18 protein-coding genes and 4 pseudogenes are annotated in these 22,418 nt (G+C 61.7%); 7 read left to right on the forward strand and 15 right to left on the reverse strand.

From position 1 onward, the window contains the following. Positions 1-33: 33 nt before the first annotated feature. The gene (locus DM992_RS33170) at positions 34-972 is read right to left on the reverse strand and encodes a DMT family transporter (protein ID WP_111020555.1); all 939 of its coding nucleotides are present in this window, start codon (positions 970-972) and stop codon (positions 34-36) included. Between the two features lie 44 nt (positions 973-1,016). Here DM992_RS33170 and DM992_RS33175 point away from each other — a divergent pair. Then, positions 1,017-2,116 (forward strand): IS3 family transposase gene (locus DM992_RS33175; RefSeq protein WP_111020556.1). Its coding sequence is split into 2 segments (ribosomal slippage): positions 1,017-1,269 and positions 1,269-2,116, totalling 1,101 coding nucleotides; the frame shifts between segments, so codons are not numbered across the junction. 178 nt (positions 2,117-2,294) lie between these two features. Here DM992_RS33175 and DM992_RS33180 read toward each other — a convergent pair. From DM992_RS33180 to DM992_RS41975, 6 genes and pseudogenes are all read right to left on the reverse strand, one after another. Beyond that, complete coding sequence (locus DM992_RS33180; RefSeq protein ID WP_343212485.1) at positions 2,295-2,747, reverse strand: TetR/AcrR family transcriptional regulator; 453 nt, start codon at positions 2,745-2,747, stop codon at positions 2,295-2,297. A gap of 448 nt (positions 2,748-3,195) precedes the next feature. Beyond that, positions 3,196-3,936, reverse strand: a complete 741-nt coding sequence (locus tag DM992_RS33185; protein WP_111020557.1) for a hypothetical protein — start codon at positions 3,934-3,936, stop codon at positions 3,196-3,198. A 283-nt stretch (positions 3,937-4,219) separates the two neighbouring features. Further along, a complete protein-coding gene (locus tag DM992_RS41970; RefSeq protein ID WP_162631794.1) occupies positions 4,220-4,717 on the reverse strand; it encodes a hypothetical protein in 498 nt (165 codons plus the stop codon). A 175-nt stretch (positions 4,718-4,892) separates the two neighbouring features. Continuing rightward, positions 4,893-5,235, reverse strand: a pseudogene (locus DM992_RS43050) (DHCW motif cupin fold protein). 185 nt (positions 5,236-5,420) lie between these two features. After that, positions 5,421-6,619: pseudogene (locus DM992_RS33195) on the reverse strand (IS3 family transposase). A gap of 67 nt (positions 6,620-6,686) precedes the next feature. Beyond that, positions 6,687-6,962 (reverse strand): hypothetical protein, encoded by a 276-nt coding sequence (locus DM992_RS41975; protein WP_162631795.1) that lies wholly within the window; start codon positions 6,960-6,962, stop codon positions 6,687-6,689. 1,058 nt (positions 6,963-8,020) lie between these two features. Here DM992_RS41975 and DM992_RS43440 point away from each other — a divergent pair. The 4 genes from DM992_RS43440 (at position 8,021) to DM992_RS33210 (ending at position 11,738) form a co-directional block, all read left to right on the forward strand. Continuing rightward, the gene (locus DM992_RS43440; protein ID WP_275427581.1) at positions 8,021-8,155 is read left to right on the forward strand and encodes a hypothetical protein; all 135 of its coding nucleotides are present in this window, start codon (positions 8,021-8,023) and stop codon (positions 8,153-8,155) included. Positions 8,156-8,458: 303 nt separating this feature from the next. Continuing rightward, positions 8,459-9,787, forward strand: a complete 1,329-nt coding sequence (locus DM992_RS33200) for a hypothetical protein (RefSeq protein WP_162631796.1) — start codon at positions 8,459-8,461, stop codon at positions 9,785-9,787. Positions 9,788-9,802: 15 nt separating this feature from the next. After that, positions 9,803-10,555, forward strand: coding sequence for an iron-containing redox enzyme family protein (locus DM992_RS33205; RefSeq protein WP_111020559.1), 753 nt, complete (start codon positions 9,803-9,805; stop codon positions 10,553-10,555). Between the two features lie 229 nt (positions 10,556-10,784). Further along, positions 10,785-11,738 (forward strand): cupin-like domain-containing protein, encoded by a 954-nt coding sequence (locus DM992_RS33210; RefSeq protein ID WP_105393962.1) that lies wholly within the window; start codon positions 10,785-10,787, stop codon positions 11,736-11,738. A gap of 254 nt (positions 11,739-11,992) precedes the next feature. Here DM992_RS33210 and DM992_RS33215 read toward each other — a convergent pair whose 3' ends face one another. Together DM992_RS33215 and DM992_RS33220 are read right to left on the reverse strand one after the other, a co-directional pair. After that, the gene (locus DM992_RS33215; protein WP_105393961.1) at positions 11,993-12,937 is read right to left on the reverse strand and encodes an ornithine cyclodeaminase family protein; all 945 of its coding nucleotides are present in this window, start codon (positions 12,935-12,937) and stop codon (positions 11,993-11,995) included. Then, entirely contained in the window at positions 12,934-13,905 is a 972-nt protein-coding gene (locus tag DM992_RS33220) for a threonine/serine dehydratase (protein ID WP_239511508.1), read from the reverse strand. Before DM992_RS33220 ends, DM992_RS33215 begins: the two co-directional genes overlap by 4 nt. A 501-nt stretch (positions 13,906-14,406) precedes the next feature. Here DM992_RS33220 and DM992_RS33225 point away from each other — a divergent pair. Further along, positions 14,407-14,553: pseudogene (locus tag DM992_RS33225) on the forward strand (transposase); the annotation flags it as partial. A gap of 163 nt (positions 14,554-14,716) precedes the next feature. Beyond that, positions 14,717-15,915, forward strand: a pseudogene (locus DM992_RS33230) (IS3 family transposase). Positions 15,916-16,300: 385 nt separating this feature from the next. Here the strand turns inward: DM992_RS33230 and DM992_RS33240 are convergent. The 6 genes from DM992_RS33240 to DM992_RS33265 all read right to left on the reverse strand — a co-directional run bounded on the left by DM992_RS33240 (position 16,301) and on the right by DM992_RS33265 (position 22,414). Beyond that, positions 16,301-17,212 (reverse strand): amidohydrolase family protein, encoded by a 912-nt coding sequence (locus DM992_RS33240; protein ID WP_111020560.1) that lies wholly within the window; start codon positions 17,210-17,212, stop codon positions 16,301-16,303. 69 nt (positions 17,213-17,281) lie between these two features. Beyond that, the gene (locus DM992_RS33245) at positions 17,282-18,205 is read right to left on the reverse strand and encodes an AEC family transporter (protein WP_111020561.1); all 924 of its coding nucleotides are present in this window, start codon (positions 18,203-18,205) and stop codon (positions 17,282-17,284) included. Further along, complete coding sequence (locus tag DM992_RS33250) at positions 18,157-19,314, reverse strand: FAD-dependent oxidoreductase (RefSeq protein WP_111020562.1); 1,158 nt, start codon at positions 19,312-19,314, stop codon at positions 18,157-18,159. Before DM992_RS33250 ends, DM992_RS33245 begins: the two co-directional genes overlap by 49 nt. After that, entirely contained in the window at positions 19,304-19,654 is a 351-nt protein-coding gene (locus DM992_RS33255) for a cupin domain-containing protein (protein WP_059241114.1), read from the reverse strand. The genes DM992_RS33250 and DM992_RS33255 overlap by 11 nt, the downstream gene beginning before the upstream one ends. Beyond that, on the reverse strand, positions 19,641-20,822 hold the full coding sequence (locus tag DM992_RS33260) for a CoA transferase (RefSeq protein WP_111020563.1): 1,182 nt from the start codon (positions 20,820-20,822) through the stop codon (positions 19,641-19,643). Before DM992_RS33260 ends, DM992_RS33255 begins: the two co-directional genes overlap by 14 nt. Continuing rightward, entirely contained in the window at positions 20,819-22,414 is a 1,596-nt protein-coding gene (locus tag DM992_RS33265) for a methionine--tRNA ligase (RefSeq protein WP_111020564.1), read from the reverse strand. The genes DM992_RS33260 and DM992_RS33265 overlap by 4 nt, the downstream gene beginning before the upstream one ends. Between the last annotated feature and the right edge of the window lie 4 nt (positions 22,415-22,418).

Below are 22,418 nucleotides of genomic sequence, written 5' to 3' on the forward strand. Positions count from 1 at the left end.
CACGGACCCGAAGGGAGACGGCCTCGCTTAAGGTCAGGTCAACGCGGACGCCGCCATTCGTCGGGAGCGTCGCCGTAAATACAGGTTGTTGAGAACCAATGCAGACGCAGTCATCACGGCGCCGAGTACCTGTGCTCCGCCTGGCATAACTCCTGTCAATGCCGACACGGTAAATGCAGTAACCGGTACCACGTCCATGAACAGCACGCCATTCATCGGTCCGAGAATCCTGTTACCAGAAATCCAGCAGAGAATCGCCGCAAAACCCGCGATCGGGCCCATGTAAATCAGATGCGGCGTGATCGTCCAAAGTGCTGCGAGCGTGGGAGCGGGTATTGCGTGCATCACGATCAGCAGCACGTTCACGCTTACAATCGTGGTCAAGCCCAGCCATGTCGTAATTGTCGTGTATTTCAGCGCTGACCAGCGTGTGAAGTACGCCGAGCCGAAAGTGTAGACAACCCAACAGAGTGCGCCCAGAACGATGAGGCCGCTTGCAGCGTAGTGTTGCGGCGCGAGCAACGCAGTCCGCAGATCACCCCGTGTGATGACCAGGGCGACACCCGTGAACGAGACGACAACGAACAGAAATGAAGGAAGCGGGGGCGCGGATTTCCGCACTAGCGCATTGAGGAGCAACCCCATCATCGGTTGCGTGGCCATCATGATAGACGCGCTAAGTGCCCCTTGTTCTCCAGCTAACTGCTGCCCCAGAAAGACAAACGATCCAAACCCGCAGAAGCCAATCGAACCAAGCAACCAGGCAATCAACAACCACTTGCCATCTGCTCGTAACGCGCCGATTCCTTCCCGTTGCAGCAATAGGACGACAAAGGCCACGCCTGCGATCAGGTACCGGAACGAAGTAAACGTAAAAGGATCGATGTAACGCAGCGCATCAGTCATGACGGGAAACATCACACCAAACAGGATTGTCGCGACGAGGTGACCTGGGACGTTTCTTGTAGCCATTTGGCAAGTGAGTTCTCTTTTATCCTAGAGGCAAGGAGAACTCGATGAAGAAGCGATTTACCGACGAGCAAATCATCCGGATCTTGCGCGAGGCCGAAAGCCGGGACGAACCGGTGAAGGATCTGTGCAAGCGCCACAACATCTCGGAACAGACGTTCTATCGTTGGCGCAACAAGTTCGGCGGCATGGATGTGGCCGACGCCCGCCGGCTCAAGGATCTGGAATCAGAGAACGATCGGCTCAAGCGCCTGATCGCCGAGCAGATGCTGGTGATCGACGGTCTGAAGGAATTCAGCCGAAAAAAATGAGTACCCCAACGGGCCGGCGCGAAGCGCTGGAAGTCCTGACTCGGCGGGGTCTCTCGCAACGCAAGGCATGTTGCTATCTGGGGCTGAGTCGCCGGGTGGCCACCTATACGCTCAAGCAACCGGAGAAGGATCGGAGCCTGGGCGAGCAACTGATGGTGGCCGCGCAGGAAGTGCCGCGCTTCGGCTACCGGCGGATGTCGGCCTGGCTGGCGATGGGCGAGTCGCGCGTGCGGCGAATGTGGCGAGCCTTGCAGCTCAACATTCCTCGGCGGCGTCCGCGTCGTCGTCGTTGTGGCAACGACATTCGCTTGCCCGGTGCGACACAGCCGAATTCGGTCTGGAGCTACGACTTCGTGCACGATCAACTGGTCGATGGGCGGGCGTTGAAGATGCTTTGCGTGATCGATGAATACACCCGCGAGTGCCTGGCGATCGAAGTCGGCTCCAGCTTGCGGTCGCAGGATGTCATCCTGACGCTGTCGCGACTGATGCGGCTGTACGGCAAGCCCGCGTTCATTCGGTCTGACAACGGCGCCGAATTTACCGCTGCCAAGGTCATGCGCTGGCTGCGGGATGCTGCCATCGGTCCGGCCTTCATCACGCCCGGCAGTCCGTGGCAAAACGGGTTCGTCGAGAGCTTCAACGGCAAGTTGCGTGACGAATTGTTGAACCGGGAATGGTTCCGCAGCCGCGCCGAAGCCAAGGTGCTCATTGAACGCTGGCGGCAGTTCTACAACGAGCGCCGGCCCCATAGCGCGCACCGCTATCAACCTCCCGCCACGGTCCGTCGAGCCTGGCTGGATTCCGATAATATCGACACGAGACTCACTGCCTGATTGGCTACAAAATCCCGCCGCAGGTCAGAGGCACGCAGCAATCCCGTTCCAATAGTCGACAGACTTTGAAGCCAAAGCGGCTGTTGAATTCATGAATGATCATTCTCAAAATCATTAAAAAATTCGGCATTGACTTTTAGCGGATGCCGCCGACCGAGCTATGACACTCGGATATGCTTCACGTCACTGCGCGCAACGCCATGTCGACGATCGATGCGAGTGCAGTCTCATTCATGTCGACCTTACCGAGCACGCGTATCCCTTGAACCATGCATAGTAGGAATCGCCCGGCTTCCTCTGCGTCGAGACGACGATCGAATTCGCCGACTTGCTGACCTCTTGCTATCGCGAGACTGAATTGCGTCGCTATACGCTGTAAAGTCGATTCAATATTTGACCGCAGAGCATGATCGCCCGGCAGGAGTTCGATCACCGTATTGGTAATAAAGCAGCCATGGCGCTCGGATAGATTCACGCTCACCTTCGTATAGTGCAGCAGCGCTTCGCGAAGGGCTTGCCGTGGAGGTAAGTCGGCAGTCAACCTTTCCTTCAGTCGGGCAACGGCCCCTTCTGCATAACGGTCGAACGCCGCGACGAGCAATCCATGCTTATCGCCAAACGTTCTATACAAGCTGCCTCGAAAGACCCCGGTCGCTTCGCATAGCGCATCGACGGGGTCGCGTGGTAGCCGTGTTCCCAAAATACTCGCGCAGCGGCCTCGACCGCGTGGTCGACGTCAAATTCTCGCGGTCGTCCACGTTCGGCGGCACGCGCCCTGCGGTGGCGCTGTGTATCAGTCGTGTTCATGCAAGCGATATTAGGACTATTCAGTCTCAAAATCAACATCTCACGCGATGGTGATGAACATCGGTCGGTTAGTTGGTGCAAGGCGCGCCGCTCTCGACTTCAGTGAGGAGACGGACGATTTGCAGAAGCACGTTTTCCCCATGGACCGTTGAACGCCCAGAATGCGACACTCGAAGGTCGCACTATGCTCGAGGTTAATGTCTCAAACTGGCCGGCAGGCGACGGCGAGATCGATGCAGCCGACCAGGCGGGATCGTGACTAGTCCTGGCGATTAGTCAGGTCGGTGCCACCGACCTGACTTGTCACACACGCTGACTCTTTCATCATTCAGCCGGACTTGCTCCTCATTTACCTTCAGCGAGGTCGAAAGATCAATGTCAAAGGCGACATTGAGCGCCTGCCTGACATGGATAGCCTCAACGGGAAGCTCCCAGGTCAGGAATACCTGAGTGCAATCCTGGTCGGGCGGGAAGTCGTCCACATCAAAACCGCTGCTGCCGCGCCGAATGACGCCATGAGGCTGGCAGGTATCGAATATCAGAACCGAACCCCGGATCAGGGGGATTCGAAGACCCAACGACGGAAAGTGTACGTCCTGACCCTTATCCTCGCTCAGGAAGAGATTGCAGAAGGCCGCGCCGCCATACTGCTCTCCGTCGTGGTGATACCTCGCGCCGCGGCAAGCCATGAGAGCGACGTCACTGGAGGCAATTACTCCGGGCAGTCCAAGCTTGCTCGCCCAATCAGCCACTGCCTGCACGCAGTGCGAGTAGTCCGGCCAGCGCGCTCGTGCTCGTGCCAGAGGTAACGCCTCAACATCCCCAGGTTCCAGGGTCATGCGGGACGAAATCTCCCTAGCCCAATCCGCGAGCAGACGCGCCGGCGGCTCTGGCACGTCGACCGTGCCCGACAGCACGATGTCACTTACGCGCCGACTGCGGATGGCGTCGCCCCTCCAGAAATAGGAGGTGAGGACGTTTTGGGGCCGGGGTTGCAGGGAAGGGTAGCTCATTTGTCGCAGTGTAAAGCGGCTACCTTGGTCGCCGTGCCATCTCGTGCCAGTGAATGGCGCTTCCCGACAGCGGAAGCCGCTCGACGTCGCCCTGCACCGCTCGACGGCGACTTCCGATCCTAAGCGGGAGTAGCGTATGCGAGACTCGGTGCCGCAGAGCAGTCCGCCGAGTGGCCACGGGACATGGGGACTCGCTTCCCGCGTGCTAGCCGCCTGGCTCAGTGTGACTAGGGGTGAAAGGCCGAAGTGTATCTTCTCGGGGCAGTTCTGCTGGGGCAGCATTTCAGTCAAACCGCCTCAACACCCATGATCCTGAATTGCCTTTGATGAAGTCAATCCCCCATTCCGTGTTGACGACGTCTGAAAAGTAATGGAATTCAACCTCGTCAGGCGAAATGTCGACATATGCCAGATATTCCTCGTAATCCATTTCCTTCGGAAGCGATCGAGCAGCGGCGTCCATCTCGACAATATTGCCGAGAACCTCTTTGGCAATGTCGATAAATCGATGATCAATCCTTGAATCGAAACTAGGCACATAAATTTCAAATTCGAAAAAGTCAGCCTTTATCTTGCAACAACCTCGTTCCGGGCGCGACGGAAAGAATATCGCTGATGAGTCGGGCTCATCGGCTCTAACATATTCTCCGCGCTCGAATTTGTAACGCCCAGCCTCACGATGTGGCTGAATTTCAAGAGGTGATCCCGTAAATTGGTCCAAATAGTAAGAGGATGGTTGTGTATCGAGAGCGTACTCGTTCATGGTCAGTGCTTGAAGCATGGCAGAAAACCGTTGCTAGTTGACGGCGCGAGGCAGTGACCGTCTACATTGATTGCTCGAAATTGTCGACGATCTGAACCAAGATGGCGAACGTCTTTTCCTGGCCGACTGCCACCCGATGCGGTCGACTGTATCCGACCCAGAGCGGTTCTTTGACGCGCTCAATGAAGGCCGCTCAGTCAACGATGAAGAGCTTCGCACCCGTCTTCGTATAGGACCGGTGTGGCTCCGCGTTATCGCCAACCTGGTAACTCATGCCGGCGGTCAAGACGAACTTCCGTCCATCTTCGATGGGTTGTTTCCAACTCGCCTTCGAGGCAGAAAAGGACGTGCCCTTTTTGACACCAATGGTCCGCTAGATAGCCAGATGTATATTCCACCATTCGTACTCATATTTGATTCGGCTTTTCACCGAGAAAACGTGTGCCCCAATAAGCTATTCCGGTTTCCCCTTTGTGCTCCGTCGTCTCGACTTCAGCCCAGTTGGTCGTGCCGAAGGCAAATGAGTCCATTTCCATACCGGTGTTCCCTCGTCAAAATTAGTCTCGTGCGCATACGCTAATCGGCCATCGTGCTCCGTACCTCACTACCGCATTCCGACGACGTGGCGCGAGGGGAGATTGTTACCCGTTCACTGAACTTATTGTTCGCGGACTGCGTGGCAATGTCGAAATGACCCTGCCTCGTTTTCACGTACAGCAACTCATGCGGCGATCAAGCTGGCCTCGTAGTCGACGGGGGCAAGGAAGTCGATCGAGGTGTGCAGGCGTTGCCGATTGTAATAGCCCTCGATCCAATCGACGATATCCAGGCGTGCGTGGGCACGCGTTTCGTAGTGAGTCTGGTAGATTCTTTCGACCTTCAGCGTCTTGAAGAAGCTCTCCATCGGGGCGATATCCCAAGCGTTGGCACGGCGGCTCATTGAAACGTTTATCTTGAACGCGACGGTCAATTTCCTGTACGCGCGACTGACGTATTGAGCGCCGCGATCGGAGTGCAGCAGCAATCCCGGTGGCGGTTAGCGTTGCCAGCACGCGCTGCGCAACGCCTGGCAGACCAGGTCCGCGTTGATCCGCTCGGACATCGACCAGCCGACGATGCGTCGGCTCGCCAGATCCAGGATCGCCGCCAGATACAACCAGCCCTCGCCGGTCTTGATGAACGTGATGTCGCTTACCCAAGCTTGATTGGGCCGCCAGCCATCGAAACGCCGATCCAACAGATTCGGCGCCACCGGCAGGCGATGGGTCGAATCCGTCGTCACCCGATACGGGCGCTTGTAGACCGGGCGCAGCCCCTGGCGTTGCAGGCTGCGACGCACGCGTTCGGCGCTCGCCGGCCGGCCCTGAGCACGCAACTGTCGCACGATACGAGGACGGCCATAGCTGCCGCGGCTGGCACGATGAATGGCGGCGACCTCAGCGTCCAACATGGCATTGGCCAGTGCCCGCCGACTTGGCTCCCGGCCGCGCCACTGGCAATAGCCGCTGCGCGACACACCCAGAACCCGGCAAAGCCGACTCACGCTGTACTGGTCGCGATGTGCGTCAATCCAGGCGTACCTCACCGCGACCCCTTCGCGAAGTACGCCGTCGCCTTTCGAAGAATTTCGATATCCAGTTTTGCGCTGGCCAGTTCCTTACGCAGACGACTGTTCTCGGCCTCCAGGTCGCTGACCGGACGACGACTTGAGCTCGGTGCACTCGGCGCCGGCCCTGCTGCGGCCTGCGCACTTCCATCGCGCCGATCACGGCACCAGTTTCCCAGCGTCGCCACCGGCACGCCCAGCCTGCGAGCAGCCTCATGCTGACCGACGCTCTCAGCCAGCCGCACCGCCTCAACCTTGAATTCCTTCGTGTACTGCCGTCTCGGTACCACGTTCTCTGCCATGTTCTTCTCCATACAGTCAAAAAGTTATCAAACTTCTTGCTGTACGTGGAATCGAGGCAGGGTCACAACCCTCGTGTCATCATCGAGATGGGACGCCGGTGATGGGAAACAAATTGCCTTCCAAAAATGGAAGCTCATAGAACCCCTCCTCAAAACGTTCCCACGGAATCGGTTCTCTGCATCGCACAGTCCACGCCACACGGTCATCCAGCACTACCCGGCACATTCTTCCCGCCGTCGAGACAAATTTTTCGCATCCCGTAGCGATTCGAACCACTTCAACTACACGGCCATTTAGGTTCGGTGCTGATTTGATATGAACGAGGAGCGCCCAGTCTCCGATTTTGATCCCCATGATGCACTCCCGCCTGCCCCCGTGGCACCGAACCGACTCACCGCGCATACACACACATCGGCGACACCGCCGTACGGTCATGAGGACTGTCACCAACACCGCTATTCCCGACCACCACGACATGTCCATGCCGCCGAAAATCGGTCAAGCCACCTGGCTGACACTGACTGCCAAGGGGAATCTCGTGTTCTACATGTTGCAGAAATGAAATATGCCCCCAGCAGCCGTCCAAAAATTCACGCCAGACAGCGCGCTCCGGAAGAGTCTGGATCGACAGACAAAGCTCCGATTCAAGCCTCGAGCCCGATCCAGCCTACGATCTTCGGCAACGCTTCTACAGCGGGCAAACAACGCTTGCTTCCAGTCCGCGCGCATTCGCACCGGTACCCTGTCAAGAGCCAGTAACGTGCCACACAATGCAAGCTATTGATTTATCGAAATAAAAACCCATCCAGATGGGGCCTAGCCCGACGCGATGGCCGAAATGTTTCACGGTTGATCAGCCATGATGCGGAAAGAGTCACGACAATTCCAGTGTCGTCATATAAGCAGAGCGCGTGGCCGAGCTATCCACGTCAATGAGCGTCACAAGCACTTGATTCAAATTGGTAACAGCGCGAGGCCCAGAATGGCCGCCCCTCCTCCCCTGATGTCGTGCAACCGCCCTCCATCAAAACTGGCCGCGTGTTCGAGAGTCCGACCACTGGCACACACTAACCATTCGCCCCGTTGGCAAACGCAAGCGTTTCCCATCGTGGCCAGCCAAGTGCTCTCGACCCCGCTATTTGTTCCACCGCGTTGACAGCAATCGTTCCCATCATGATCAGATCCGTCCCTTTTCACGACCAGTTTCAAAACCACGAAATCGATACCAAGATTAAATTCCCGAAATTGATGAACCCACAAAATCCGAAACCGAAACAAATATAATTCGCCCTTGACAAGAAAAAATAAATAACTAACCTACCCTCATTGCTTTCTCGGAAAGCTCGCAATAGTCACAAAGTGCCGTTCCACCCATCCGTTTAATTCAATAAAAAATTTGCTAGGAGACAATCATGGAATCGGACGACATATGGGGCCACAACACCTCATTCAATAACAACCTCACCGTTGCGCGCGTCGACGATCGACTTTTCGGCATCCCTGTCTCTGCCTTGCCTTCTTATTTCCGCCGGAATTGTCCTTATTGACACCAATACCCAAAACTATTCAAACGGCCGCCTCATTTTCAGCCAATTTCACCCGAGCAGCCTCCTCTGAGAGTCTGGAATGCTTATATCGTGCCGCGCGCTTCCGTTGCGCAATCGATATCGGGTCTTCGCGTGATGTCACTCAAAAACAACCAATCACGAAGTGCTTTTCTTTTTCCATCACTCTAAACGAGCTTGATCGACCATGTTTTATAAGCGCCTGATTAACCGCGGTACCACAGGCAATTCATTCTCGCAATATCAGCCAGGAGAATAACCATGAGCTCAGTAATTCATATTGATTTGCTGGAAGATTTGCTGCTCGTCACGACCAAGTATCTGGAACAGGTCGAGGACGTGGCGGATCAGATCGATCTGGCAATACGTTCAGGCGATGCACGCGCGTCGCGATCCTTCGCCCGAGGATTGCGAAGCGACGGAAGTCTGGTCGCACGTTTCGAGCGCGCAACCCGTTCGCTGCGCGATGATGGCCTGCGAGCGGAACGCACTGCACGCGCACTTCGCGACGAGGAGCTGCGCGCCGAGCTGGCTGACCGTGCCGCTCGCTCACTGCGCGCCGATCGCGCCGCGCGTTCCGGGCGGGCAGATCGCGCTGCACGCTCGCTGCGAGACGAAGAGCTTCGCGCCGAGCTGGCCGACCGTGCGGCGCGTTCGCTGCGCGACGAAGAACTCCGTGCAGATCGCGCTGCACGCTCGCTGCGAGACGAAGAGCTGCGCGCCGAGCTGGCCGACCGTGCGGCACGTTCGCTGCGCGACGAAGAACTCCGCGCCGATCGCGCTGCACGCTCGCTGCGGGACGAAGAGCTTCGCGCCGAGCTGGCCGACCGTGCGGCGCGTTCGCTGCGCGACGAAGAACTCCGCGCCGATCGCGCCGGTCGCGCTGCACGCTCGCTGCGGGATGAAGAGCTGCGCGCCGAGCTGGCCGACCGTGCGGCACGTTCGCTGCGCGACGAAGAACTCCGCGCCGATCGCGCTGCACGCTCGCTGCGGGATGAAGAGCTGCGCGCCGAGCTGGCCGACCGTGCGGCACGTTCGCTGCGCGACGAAGAACTCCGCGCCGATCGCGCTGCACGCTCGCTGCGGGACGAAGAGCTTCGCGCCGAGCTGGCCGACCGTGCGGCACGTTCGCTGCGCGACGAAGAACTCCGTGCCGATCGCGCTGCACGCTCGCTGCGGGATGAAGAGCTTCGCGCCGAGCTGGCCGACCGTGCGGCACGTTCGCTGCGCGACGAAGAACTCCGTGCCGATCGCGCTGCACGCTCGCTGCGGGATGAAGAGCTTCGCGCCGAGCTGGCCGACCGTGCGGCACGTTCGCTGCGCGACGAAGAACTCCGTGCCGATCGCGCTGCACGCTCGCTGCGGGATGAAGAGCTTCGCGCCGAGCTGGCCGACCGTGCGGCGCGTTCGCTGCGCGACGAAGAACTCCGTGCCGATCGCGCTGCACGCTCGCTGCGGGATGAAGAGCTTCGCGCCGAGCTGGCCGACCGTGCGGCGCGTTCGCTGCGCGACGAAGAACTCCGCGCCGATCGCGTTGCACGCTCGCTGCGGGATGAAGAGCTTCGCGCCGAGCTGGCTGCTCGCGCAGAAAACGGGCTAGAAGTCATCAAATAATCCGGGCAGCGAAAATTGACGACTCGATCAGAACTGGAACAGCGAATCGACAGCCTCCTGGCTGGTGAGGTTGATCGTATCCTGACTACCGTTCCGTACGCGGGACATCTCATTTCTGAGGAGCAGGCTCTCGATGACGAATATTACATTCGACATCGCATCGAGACGATCAAGCGCATCATCCTCACTGCCAGAATCGATGCGCTGGCTCTGGCTCGCATGATCGAGGAAGACTATGAAAGCAGCCGTCTATGGGGCCGTTACACCGCGGATGAATTGAATCATGACCTCCTCTTCAGACGCGATCTCCATCAACATGGATGCAGTAACGAAACCATAGACGGCACACCTCCGCTCGCTGCGACGCGAAATCTCATCATTTATCTTTCGCGGCGGCTAGAGGAAATCGGATCACTCACCGCAGTCGCTTATTCGTTGTTCGTCGAGTGGAATTCCGATCGCGTCTCTGCGCGGGTCGTCAATCGTGCGGAGCGCCACTATTCCGCCAAGCACGTTTTGGGCGCACGCAGTCATGTTCATTTCGATAAGAACGCGAACCACTACGCGATGATCCTGGACATCACCGACAAGCTGGTTGGCCGTCTGAAGGACGAGAATGCGCTTTTCGACACTTTAAAGGAGCTTGCGTCGTTGTTCTGCGCTTACTTTCAGGAACTGCACGACGTCACCATTGGCCAACGAGCGGAAGCGTTCTCCTCGCCCCAACCCGCGCCGTCGGAGCGTGACCTGCACGCCGTCCAGTCGTAAGCATCGGTTGCGAGTCTTCCACACCCGGAAGGCCAGCGTGGAGGCGACGGAAGCGCAATCTGATGAATGTGTAAGGCAAGCGGCGTCGCCGGACACATTCATGCAACGTCCCAGCCATTACGTAGAGGGATAGGAGGATGACGAAGATCCGCCGAACGTATCAAAGAGAAGGCGCGCCGTCGGTCTAACCGGCTGGTGGTGCGCAGGAGATCAACATTCCATACCAAGCATGAACGCCGAACGTTTGCGCAAGGGTTTCGAATGTGACGGCAAGTCAGATCGGATCGGGATTCGTCGAATCGACATCGCCCCCCGACGATCCCTTCCTGTCATTCCGGTCACGCGAAATCGGGTACAAGCGGAATGCGTTCCACAGACAATCATGAATCCTTCCGTTACTAATCGAGCATGGCTCCCGACCGCACGCCTGACTGAGCGGGTCACGACACCCAGCGCAAAGGAATTCTATCGGCACTATGTACGGCCGGGACTACCGGTCGTCCTAAGAGGGGCAGCACTTGGGCTGGGTGCCATTCAACACTGGAGTTCGACATATCTGAAAGCCGCGGCGGGAAAACGCTCAGTCCCGATCGAGTTTTCCCCTGACAAGGAATTCGCGCTTCCGGAGCGCATCGGAAAAGATCGCATTCACTCGAAATTTGGCCGCTTTGTCGACTATCTGCTCGACGGCGACGCCAGCAGCCCGACGACCTATTATCTGGCGCAGGTCGATACGTTGCAATACCTCCCCGAACTGGTCGGCGACATCGTCCGGCCCTCGTTTGCACCACTAGCGGAAATCATGCGACCTCCCTATCTGTGGATGGGGATCGGGGGCAACGCGTCGACTCTGCATTACGACTCCTACGACAACCTCTACGCGATGGTCAGCGGCCGCAAGCATATCACTCTGTTTCCACCGTCGGATCGCGCCCATCTCTACCCGTACGTAGATCAGCGCAAGCACGGGCACTTCAGTCGGGTCAATCTTCGTTGTCCAGATCTCTCGCAGTTCCCGGGCTTGCTGAACGCCCGGCCCTTCGAGTGCGTGCTATGCCGGGGCGATATTCTCTACATCCCCGAAGGCTGGTGGCACTATCTGCGCTCGCACGGGCTCAATGTCGCGGTTAACTGGTGGTGGATCGAAGACAGCGCCAAATCCACTCACGCGCATTCCGTGTGATGCAACCAGGCTAATTCAGCTCCGTAAGCGACCGACATCAAGCGGCGCTCCGCGTCCGACCTGCCCTGCGACGCGGAGCCAGCCTCAACCGGCGAGAGGGCGCGTCACGGCTCAGTGCCCGAACCAGATACCAATACGCGACCGCAATCGATACGTCCTCACGTCCGGCCCAGCTAACAACACGATCGGTGCGCGACGGCAACGTCACCTGCCCGTCGTCGTCGGCCGACGCCGCTCCGCCACCTCCGCTCCGTCTATCGACTGACCACGCTCGCCGCAATCTGCGCATCCTGCACCGCGACGCCAGTCAAATCCGCCAGCGTGATCTGAGCCCGATCGGCGTCGTTGCGGCCCCGACGCTTTTCGGCAAGCAGGACCCCTATTTCCACCAACTTATCCGTGTGAATGAGTCGCGCGGATAACGCGTGGGAAACCTCGCCATACTGACTGCACTGCGCGATGGAGTCGACCACGACGGCGCCCGCCCGGGCAGCGATGCGCGGATCGAGCTCCTGCTTCCCAGCCGCGTCGGCTCCCACGGCCGTGATGTGGGTGCCATCGCGAATCCACTCTGCTTGAAGCAGCGCTTCGCGTGAAGGTGTCACCGTGACGATCAGGTTCGCATTTCGCGCCACGTCCTCGGCCGTGGAATGAACCTGCACGGAAAACCCCTGCGCCGACATGTCGGCGGCAAATTGCAGACTGCGTTCCGGATTCCGTTCCCACACGTGCACCTCGCGGCACACCGTAACTGGTTTCAGATACTCCAGTTGCAAGCGGGCCTGGACCCCCGCGCCAATGATCCCGATGCCGCCAACCTGGTGTGGTGCGAGAAGACGCGCCGCTAGTTGCCCCGCGATCGCGGTGCGCACGCAAGTCAGCCAGCCTTCATCCTGCAGCAATGCGAGGGGTTCGCCCGTCGTCGCCGAAAACAGCATGACCAGCCCGCTGTTGCTCGGCAGCCCCATCTCTGGATTGTTGTAAAACCCGGAAGATGCCTTGACCGCAAATGTCGCGGTGCCTTCGACATACGCCGACTTGATACAGCACTCGCCATTGACCGAAGCAAACTGAAAATGCTGAACGGGCGGCACCTGCGCCCCACCCCGCGAATAAGCGATAAAGCCTTGCTCGACCATACGCACCGCACGTTCCACGTCAAAGCGCGCAACGATTTCATCCTTGGTCCAGATTCTCATCGCACCGCCTCAATGAATTTATCCAGCATGATGTTCCGGCCGCAGATCACGACGGCAACCGCCCGTCCCCGATATTCCGGCGCACGCTTGAGCATCGCCGCCAGCGCGACGCCCGCGGCGCCCTCGACCATCCAGCCGTCGGTTTGCGCAATGAGCCGCATCGCCGCCTTGATTTCCTCTTCGGTCACCAGTTCGGTTTTCGTGATGATTTTCCGACTGATGTCGAACGTCACGGTATCCGGCTCAATGCCGCCCGCTGTGCCATCAGAAATCGTGTCTGACTCTTCCGATTCGACGATCCTGCCAGCTTTCAGGGAGTGGTAAAGGGCCGCCGAATTGGCCGGCCAGCAGCCCACAATCTCCGTCGACGGATGCAATGTCCGGACGGCGGTGCCGACACCCGAGATCAGCCCTCCACCGCCCACGGAAACGAAAATAGCGGATAGGTCAATACCGGCCTCACGGGCTTGCTCGTCGAGTTCGAGACCGATAGTTCCCTGTCCGGCGATGACGTCGATATCGTTGTACGGCGATATGAATGTCATCTGCTTGAGTTCCGCCTGACGACGGGCTTCAAGTTCGACACCTAGCGCCGTGTCGTCGATCGTGACAACGTTCGCACCGAATGCCCGGATCGCGTCGAGCTTGAGCGGCGACGCCGTGCTGGCCGCATAAACCGTCACAGGCACGCCGGCGAGTTTGCCGGCGAGGGCGACGCCCTGTCCATGATTTCCGCTCGATACCGTCAACACACCATTGCGACGTGCCATCGAATCGAGCAAACGCATCTTGTTCCATGCGCCGCGAAACTTGAACGACCCCGTGCGCTGTAGATGCTCGCACTTCAAATAGACTTCGCAACGGCTGGATTTCGACAGTACGGGGCTGTACAGAAGCGGTGTCACCGCGACCAGCGGACGCATCGCGCGATGTGCGTCCTCGATCCTCGCGAATAAATCGTTCGTCACGGGTTCCCCCTTGTTTCGCCCTGCGGCGGTCGGGCACATCGAGCCGGTTCGCATCGGATAGACCGACACGCTTGTGCAATTTGGCGACGAATATGAAATCCCTGCGATACCCGTCCATTATGGATAGCCTATTAATTTTAGGAAGCGATCCGTCTCATTTAATGCAGGACATATACGCATTGACACCCATACAAGCATCGCGTAAAAGCTAATGCATCAGCATCGTGTATCCATGCCACCCGTATCGCTTGACCTCGATCAACGGAAATAATCTTGACACGCAATGCACAAGCGAACACTTTTTCGGAATAACGCATCCCGCTCGTCTCGCAAATCGAAATAATGATTGAAAATGGGAAATTCCAATGGCTTTGTTCTACAAGGGCTTCCCCGTTGAGCGGCACTGTCACGTTGTAGGAGGTGATCGAGTAGGATGGTAATCCCCCCCGAAAAACCGGTGTGATCAGAAGTAGAATTTTCTCGTTGAGGGAGTTCTACAGCATGAAAAAATCGAGATTCACGGACAGCCAGATCATGGACGCGCTCAAGCGCGTGGAGTCGGGGCTGTCGGTGCCGGACCTGTGCCGGGAACTTGGCATCAGCACGGCAACGTTCTACAAATGGCGCTCGAAGTACGGCGGCATTGACCTGCCCCCTTCAATAGGGCCAATGGGCTTCTAGCAAAGTCCCTTTAAGCCAACTCCTGGAAAGCGGCAGGCGCATCCGCGGTTGCCCGATGTTTCACCGCAAACTCTGACTGACCCTGCCTCGATTCCACGTACAGCAAGAAGTTTGATAACTTTTTGACTGTATGGAGAAGAACATGGCAGAGAACGTGGTACCGAGACGGCAGTACACGAAGGAATTCAAGGTTGAGGCGGTGCGGCTGGCTGAGAGCGTCGGTCAGCATGAGGCTGCTCGCAGGCTGGGCGTGCCGGTGGCGACGCTGGGAAACTGGTGCCGTGATCGGCGCGATGGAAGTGCGCAGGCCGCAGCAGGGCCGGCGCCGAGTGCACCGAGCTCAAGTCGTCGTCCGGTCAGCGACCTGGAGGCCGAGAACAGTCGTCTGCGTAAGGAACTGGCCAGCGCAAAACTGGATATCGAAATTCTTCGAAAGGCGACGGCGTACTTCGCGAAGGGGTCGCGGTGAGGTACGCCTGGATTGACGCACATCGCGACCAGTACAGCGTGAGTCGGCTTTGCCGGGTTCTGGGTGTGTCGCGCAGCGGCTATTGCCAGTGGCGCGGCCGGGAGCCAAGTCGGCGGGCACTGGCCAATGCCATGTTGGACGCTGAGGTCGCCGCCATTCATCGTGCCAGCCGCGGCAGCTATGGCCGTCCTCGTATCGTGCGACAGTTGCGTGCTCAGGGCCGGCCGGCGAGCGCCGAACGCGTGCGTCGCAGCCTGCAACGCCAGGGGCTGCGCCCGGTCTACAAGCGCCCGTATCGGGTGACGACGGATTCGACCCATCGCCTGCCGGTGGCGCCGAATCTGTTGGATCGGCGTTTCGATGGCTGGCGGCCCAATCAAGCTTGGGTAAGCGACATCACGTTCATCAAGACCGGCGAGGGCTGGTTGTATCTGGCGGCGATCCTGGATCTGGCGAGCCGACGCATCGTCGGCTGGTCGATGTCCGAGCGGATCAACGCGGACCTGGTCTGCCAGGCGTTGCGCAGCGCGTGCTGGCAACGCTAACCGCCACCGGGATTGCTGCTGCACTCCGATCGCGGCGCTCAATACGTCAGTCGCGCGTACAGGAAATTGACCGTCGCGTTCAAGATAAACGTTTCAATGAGCCGCCGTGCCAACGCTTGGGATATCGCCCCGATGGAGAGCTTCTTCAAGACGCTGAAGGTCGAAAGAATCTACCAGACTCACTACGAAACGCGTGCCCACGCACGCCTGGATATCGTCGATTGGATCGAGGGCTATTACAATCGGCAACGCCTGCACACCTCGATCGACTTCCTTGCCCCCGTCGACTACGAGGCCAGCTTGATCGCCGCATGAGTTGCTGTACGTGAAAACGAGGCAGGATCACCTAATAGCTGTGCTGCTCGTTCAGCCTGCTGTCGGGAAAGCACGCTGTTGCCAAGCGGTCGAAGCACGGACGCAATCTTCGCTGCTCGAGCGGCCCGCTCTTCGATCGAAGCCATATGGACTCCTATCAATCCACGCGACACGTGCGCTAGCAGTATTAAAGAACACGTGCAACGTGCTAGCAACGTTAGTGAACATTGGCCAAGTTTCTGTTGCAGAAACGCAACGGCTAAGCAGCCGCCAGAAAACTTCAAAAAGTCCCTGTTCGCCGAGGCTTCTTTGAGAATTTCCGCTAGCAACGTTTCTGAACACGGCTAGCGCTAATAATGAACGCCTACAGTAGATGCCGGCCAGTTCAGCCGTTCCTGTCGAATCCGTAAAACGCCGACGGCGTATCGACCAGCACCTGCCGGCGCCCAGCCTGATCCGGCAACAACGTTTCCATGTATCGATGCGCGAGCGCATCGTCGACGGCGGCCTCGTATCCGACATGCGGCCAGTCGCTGCCCCACAGCAATCGCTCCGTGCCGAACGCTTCGCGCAGCGCGTGCATCGCCGTCAGCCCCGACGCCTGCCACCGGTCGGCCCGATCGTTCCGGTAGGCGCCCGATACCTTGACCCAGACGCGCTTGCTCGCTGCCGTCGTCAACAGATAGCGAAAGCCCGGATCGTCGATCCCGAGCCGCGGATCCGGACGGCCGAAATGATCGAGCGACACGTCGAGGCCAGCGTCGACGAGCGGCGGTACCAGCGCCGGAAGGCGCGCTGCTTCCGCGTGTAGCTCCACCTGCCAGCCATGCCCGCGCAGCAGCGGAAACAGCGTGCGCCACGCGACGCCCGCGAAATCTGGATCGCGGGCGCCGATCAGGTTCAGCCGGATACCGAGCACGCCGAGCGGTGTCCACGCGGCGACCTGCTCGGCGTCGCGCGCGGGATCGATCACCACGATACCGCGCAGGCGCGCCGGCTGGGCACGCAGCGCGGCAAGCAGATAGCGGTTGTCGGTGCCGAGAAAGCTCGGCTGAATCAGCACGCCGTTCGACATGCCATGCCGGTCGAGCATCGCGAGGTACTGGTCGAGCGCCGCCTCATACGCGATCGTGTAACGATGGCCCGGCACGAGCGGCAGCGATTTCAGGAATACGTGCGCGTGCGTGTCGACGCCGGTGATCGTCCGCCGGCCGGGCGCCGCACCGGCACATCCGCCGAGCACCTCGGCCATCGCGAATCCGCCGAGTGCGCGGTTGAACGAACGCCTCGAAATCATGGGGGTCTCCTTTGTCGTTGGTCTTTTTTGAACGGCGCGGCCCCGCCGGCCGCGCAGCGGCGCATCACCCTACATCGCGCGCGCCACGATGAATATCGGGACGAACGACAGCACCGTCGACAACGCGACGACGAACGCCATCAGCCGATGATTGCCGCCGTACTGCGTGGACAGCACGTACGAATTGCTCGCGCACGGCAGCACCGAATAGAGCAGGATCAGGTTCCCGGACAGCGGCGGCACCGCGAATACCTTCGTCGCGGTCAGCGCGAGCAGCGGAAAGCCAACCAGCCGGATCGCGGTGGTCACGAGCCCTGCGCGTACGAGCGCCGCCTCCTTGCGCGGCAACGGCAGCCGCAACGCGGCGCCGACGCAGATCAGGCTCAGCGGCAGCGCGGCGCCGCCGAGCACGTCGACGGTCTGGTCGAGCGCAGCGGGCAGGTGCCAGCCTGTCAGGTTGAGCACGATCCCGAACGCGCTCGCGACGATCAGCGGATTCGCCGCCACCTTGCCGACGATTCGCACGAACCCCCGACCGCCGGCCTGACCGTGCTCGAACGACAGGAGCACAAGCGTGTTCGAGATCGCGACCATGTACGCGACGACGACCGCCGCGATCCCGTAGTCGGCGCGGCTCAACAACCCCGACGCGACCGACAGGAAGATGTAGCTGTTGAACCGGATCGAGCCCTGGACGATCGACGTGAAGGACGCGTGCGGCACTGCGTATATCCGGCAGCCGAGCACGACTGCGGCCAGCACCGCGAGCGTGAGGCCCGTCAGCAGCAGGATCGTCGACTTCGACGATGCGTCGAGCGGACCGGCCAGTCCGATCGAATGCACGAGGAAAGCGGGAAACAGCACGTAATGGGTGAGCTTTTCGGCGGACGGCCAGAAAGCCGCATCGACCAGCGCGATGCGACGCACGGCAACGCCGATGCAGATCAGCGCGAAGGCGGGCGCGACGGCGACCCAGGCGAGTTCGGTATGCATGGTTGAACGGGTTCGGTGAAGTGAGTAATCGGTGACTCGGCCCGATCGTGAGCCGATGGCCAGGGCATGGTCGTGGCGGGATCGGGTTCGAACGGCAGCCCGACGGCCGCAAGCGCTTCATACGCGAGCGCCGGCGCGAAACGCACGCCGGAGCCCGACGCGCCCGCCACCGAGCAGCCGTTGCGGCCGAACGGCGCGACCCGTGGATTGCGGTCGGCCGTGTAACCGTCCACGGCCGCGCGCGCGGCGAGATGGGCATCGCGCAGGCCCGGGAAATGACGCTCGAGCAGCCGGCGCGCCAATGTCCGTTCGTCGGCGCTCGGCGCGACGCGCGCGCCGGCGGCACAGCCCCACGCGTGCGACGTGATGCTCAGCAGCCAGCCGCGCCGCGCGTGCATCGGCGCAAGGAACGCCTGCGCATCCGGCAGGTAGACGACCGGCGCATCCGGCGCGGGCGGCAACGCGCGCCCGTCGACATCGAACGCAACGATCTTCTTGGTGACGATGTCCGGTCGTGCATCGCCGCCCGCTTCTCCGTCGACGGCCGGCCACGGGCCGCTGGCATGCACGAGCCGGTCGGCGTGCAGCGTCACGCCGTTGGCCACGACGATCCAGCCGCCGGCGCCGCGCGTCACGTGCGTGACCGGGGCATCGAAGCGCTCGACGGTGTGCGCGCCCGTCAGGTAGTGCGCGACCAGCCGCGGCACGTCGACCAGCCACGCGCGGCCGCTGCGCCACAGACGCGCGCCGGCCGGCAGCGCGCCGAGCGGTGTGGCGCCGGTGTCCGGCGGATCGTCGGCCACCGGCGGCGCGAGCAACGGGCCGCCCGCGTCGGGTGCGTCCGCAACGAACGCGAACGGCGCGTCGCGCACGCAGCATCCGGCACGCGCCCACGCGGCGTAGTACGCGTTCGCGACCAGCGAGCGCGCGCGGCGCTCGCCGCTGCCGCAGAACGGCGTAATCACGCCGGCCGACAGCGCCGTGGCCGTCTGCACGGCCGGCCGCGCATCGAACACGGCGATGCGCAGCGCGCCCGCATGCCGCGCCGCCACGTGCGCGATCGTCGCCCCCGTCACGCCCGCGCCGACGATCGCGAGGTCAACCCGCATCGGCCTGCCACCAGACGGTGCTGATCACGAGCGGCGTCGCGCCGTCGTTTTGAACCTGGTGCGAGCGGTGCGATTCGAAATACAGCACGTCGCCGGCCCGCACGCGCACGGGCTCGCCGTCGTAGGTCAGCCGGCCGCTGCCCTGCGCGATCATCCAGCATTCGCGTACCGCGTGGACGTCCAGCCGCGACGTGCAGTTCGGCTCGACCGTAAACAGGCCGCCGCGAAACGGAATCTCGCCGTCGCCGAGCCCTGCGAAATCGGCCTGGCGCAACACGACGCCCGGCACATGCGATTCCGGCGGCAACGCGCCGACGTGCGGAAACTTACGCGCGTTCATCGTGCACCTCCTCCCCGACCAGGCCCAGTTCCGCGAGAATCGCGTCGCGGTCGCGATCGAGCGCCGGTGCGGCCCGGCGCTTGGCCGGATCGGGGCAGCCCGAGATCTTGATCGGCGTCCCGACGAGCCGGTACGGGCCGACGTCCGGATCGTCGACGTCGATCAGCATGTTGCGCGCGGCCGTCTGCGGATGAACGACGGCCTGGTCGACCCGGTTGATCGGGCCGGCCGGCAGCCCCGCGCGCGCGAACCGCTCGCACCAGGCTTCGACGCCGTGCGCCGCCAGCAGCGCGTTGAGCGTGCGTTCGAGTTCGGCCTCGTGATCCTTGCGCGCCTCACCGCCCGCGAAACGCGGATCGGCCGCGAGCGCCGGCACGCCGAGCGCGTCGCACAGCAGCCGGAACAGCTTGTCGTTGCCGGCCGCGATGATGAGCGGGCCGTCCGCCGCGCGGTAGACACCGAATGGCGGCGCGATCGCCGGCCGATAACTGCCGACCGGCCCCGTTACTTCACCGGTCGCGAAGTAACGGCCGATGAAATACTCCATCAGCGCAAGCTGGCAGTCGAACATGCCGATATCGACCTTCGAACCCTGCCCGGTGCGGCCGCGCCGCACGAGCGCCATCAGCAGCCCGGTCGTCAGGAACAGGCCGGCCGCGAGATCACCGATCGACGGCCCGACCCGCACGGGCATGCGCCCGGGTTCACCCGTCACGCTCATGATCCCGCCGAGCCCCTGGACGATCATGTCGTATGCGCGGTGGTCGCGATACGGCCCGGTGTGGCCGAACCCCGATGCGCTGCCGTAGATCAGGCGCGGGAAACGCGCATGCAGCGTGTCCCAGTCGTAGCCGATGCGCGCCATCGTGCCGGGCCGGAAGTTCTCCGTGACGACGTCGGCCTTCTCGAGCAGCGCGTCGAGCACGCGGCGGTCGGACGGGTCCTTCAGGTCGAGCGCGATGCTCTCCTTGCCGCGGTTGAGCGACGCGAAATACGCGGACTTGCCGCCGTACCACGGGCCGTACGCGCGTGCGTCGTCGCCGGTCGACGGCCGCTCGACCTTGATCACGCGCGCGCCGTGATCGGCCAGCAGCATCGTGCAGAACGGCCCGGCCAGCACGCGCGTCAGGTCGACGATCACGAGCCCTTCGAGTGCGCCTTCCATCATGCAACCTCCCGCATGCCGGGCGGCAGGACCGCCGCCAGGTCTCCCGGCGTGACCGGGTCGAAGTTCGCCAGCGGCGTGACTACCGGCACCGACAGCCGTGCGAAGTCGCCCGCGTTCGGCTCGCCGCGCAACCCGAGCGCGCGCCACGCGGTCTGCGCGAGCGCCGGCATCAGCGGCCATGCGAGCAGCGCGAAGCCCTTGGTCCAGCCGTACAGGTCGCCGGCCGCGCGCGCGCCGTCGAAGTGCGCGCTCCAGCGCTCGACGATGCCGGCCAGCGCCGTCGGGTCGAACGTCGCGAAATCCATCGCGCGCTGCGCGTCGCGCCACGCCGCCTCGGCTGCCCGCGCCGTCTTGTCGGCCGGCACGCGCGCCGCGAGCGGCCCGCCGATCGACTCGGCCACGTGCCGCCGCACCGTCGCGTACGGCCCGTTCACGAAGCGGCAGAACGCATCGCGATCGAAGTCGGTGCGGGCGCCGACCGGATTGGTCGACGCGACGAAGAAGCGCACCGCGTCGGCCGGCACGCGCGTGCGCGCCGCGAGGTCCTCGACCCAGATCGCCCAGCGCAGGCTCGTTGAGAACTTGCGCCCTTCCAGCGTGTAGAAGTGATTGATCACGAAACGGTCGAACGGTTTCGACACGCCGTCGGCCATCGCCATCGCCTGAATGCCGACCAGATGCGACACGCAGTTGTCGATCCCGAATCCGTTGACGGTGATCACGTCCGACTCGCGATCGAACGGGTTCGCGCGCAGCCCGTGCTGGCGGGCATAGAGATCGCCGACGAAGCGGATCGCGCCGAACAGCAGCCCGTGCCCGAACAGCGTGCGCGGCGCGCCGTCGAGCGCATACGGCAGCCCCCAGCCGGCATGGCTCGTCAGGCGGAAACGCGCGCCGTCGCGCGCGAGATGGCGGCGCGCGATATCGACGAACTCCGGTGCGGTCTCGGTGCCGGCCAGCTGCGCGACCAGCGCGGCGGGATCCGCGATGTCGAAGAACAGGTTGTCCTGCTCGCGCATCGCGAGCGTCTCGCCCCAGCGCGCCGACGGTTCGTGCACGTCCTCCGGCTGGAAATGCGCGCCGCAGTCCTCGCAGAAGAATCCCGACACGTCGCGCGCGCACTGCGGGCAGCGGCCGAGCAGGAAACTGCCGGTCACGTAAGCGTCGCGCGTGGCCGAGTACGGCAGGCGCTCGCGCACCGTCGACACGCGCCGCTGCGCGGCCAGCCGCGCGACGAGCCCGTCGTGCGCGGCGAGGTACGCTTCGTGATGCGCATCGCCGAGCGGATCGACGAACAGGTCGACGTCGATGTTCATCGCGGCGAGATCGTCGACGATGCCCGCGCAGCTCTGCCGCGCGAGCGCCGCCGCGTCGATGCCGGCCTGCCCGGCGCGCAGCGGGATGTAGGAATCGTACGGGTCGCTCGCGCATGCGATGCGCGCGACCTCGCCGCGGCTGCGCAGGTGGCGCGCAAGCATGTCGAGCCGCAGGTACGGGCCGGCGATATGACCGAGGTGCAGGCGCCCGTTCGGCGCCGGCATCGCGGGCACGAGCAGGTAGTGGCGCGGGTCGCGGATCGTGTCGATCGGCATGATG

The sequence above is a fragment of the Burkholderia sp. JP2-270 genome, assembly GCF_003233675.1.
GTDB lineage: Bacteria > Pseudomonadota > Gammaproteobacteria > Burkholderiales > Burkholderiaceae > Burkholderia > Burkholderia pyrrocinia_C.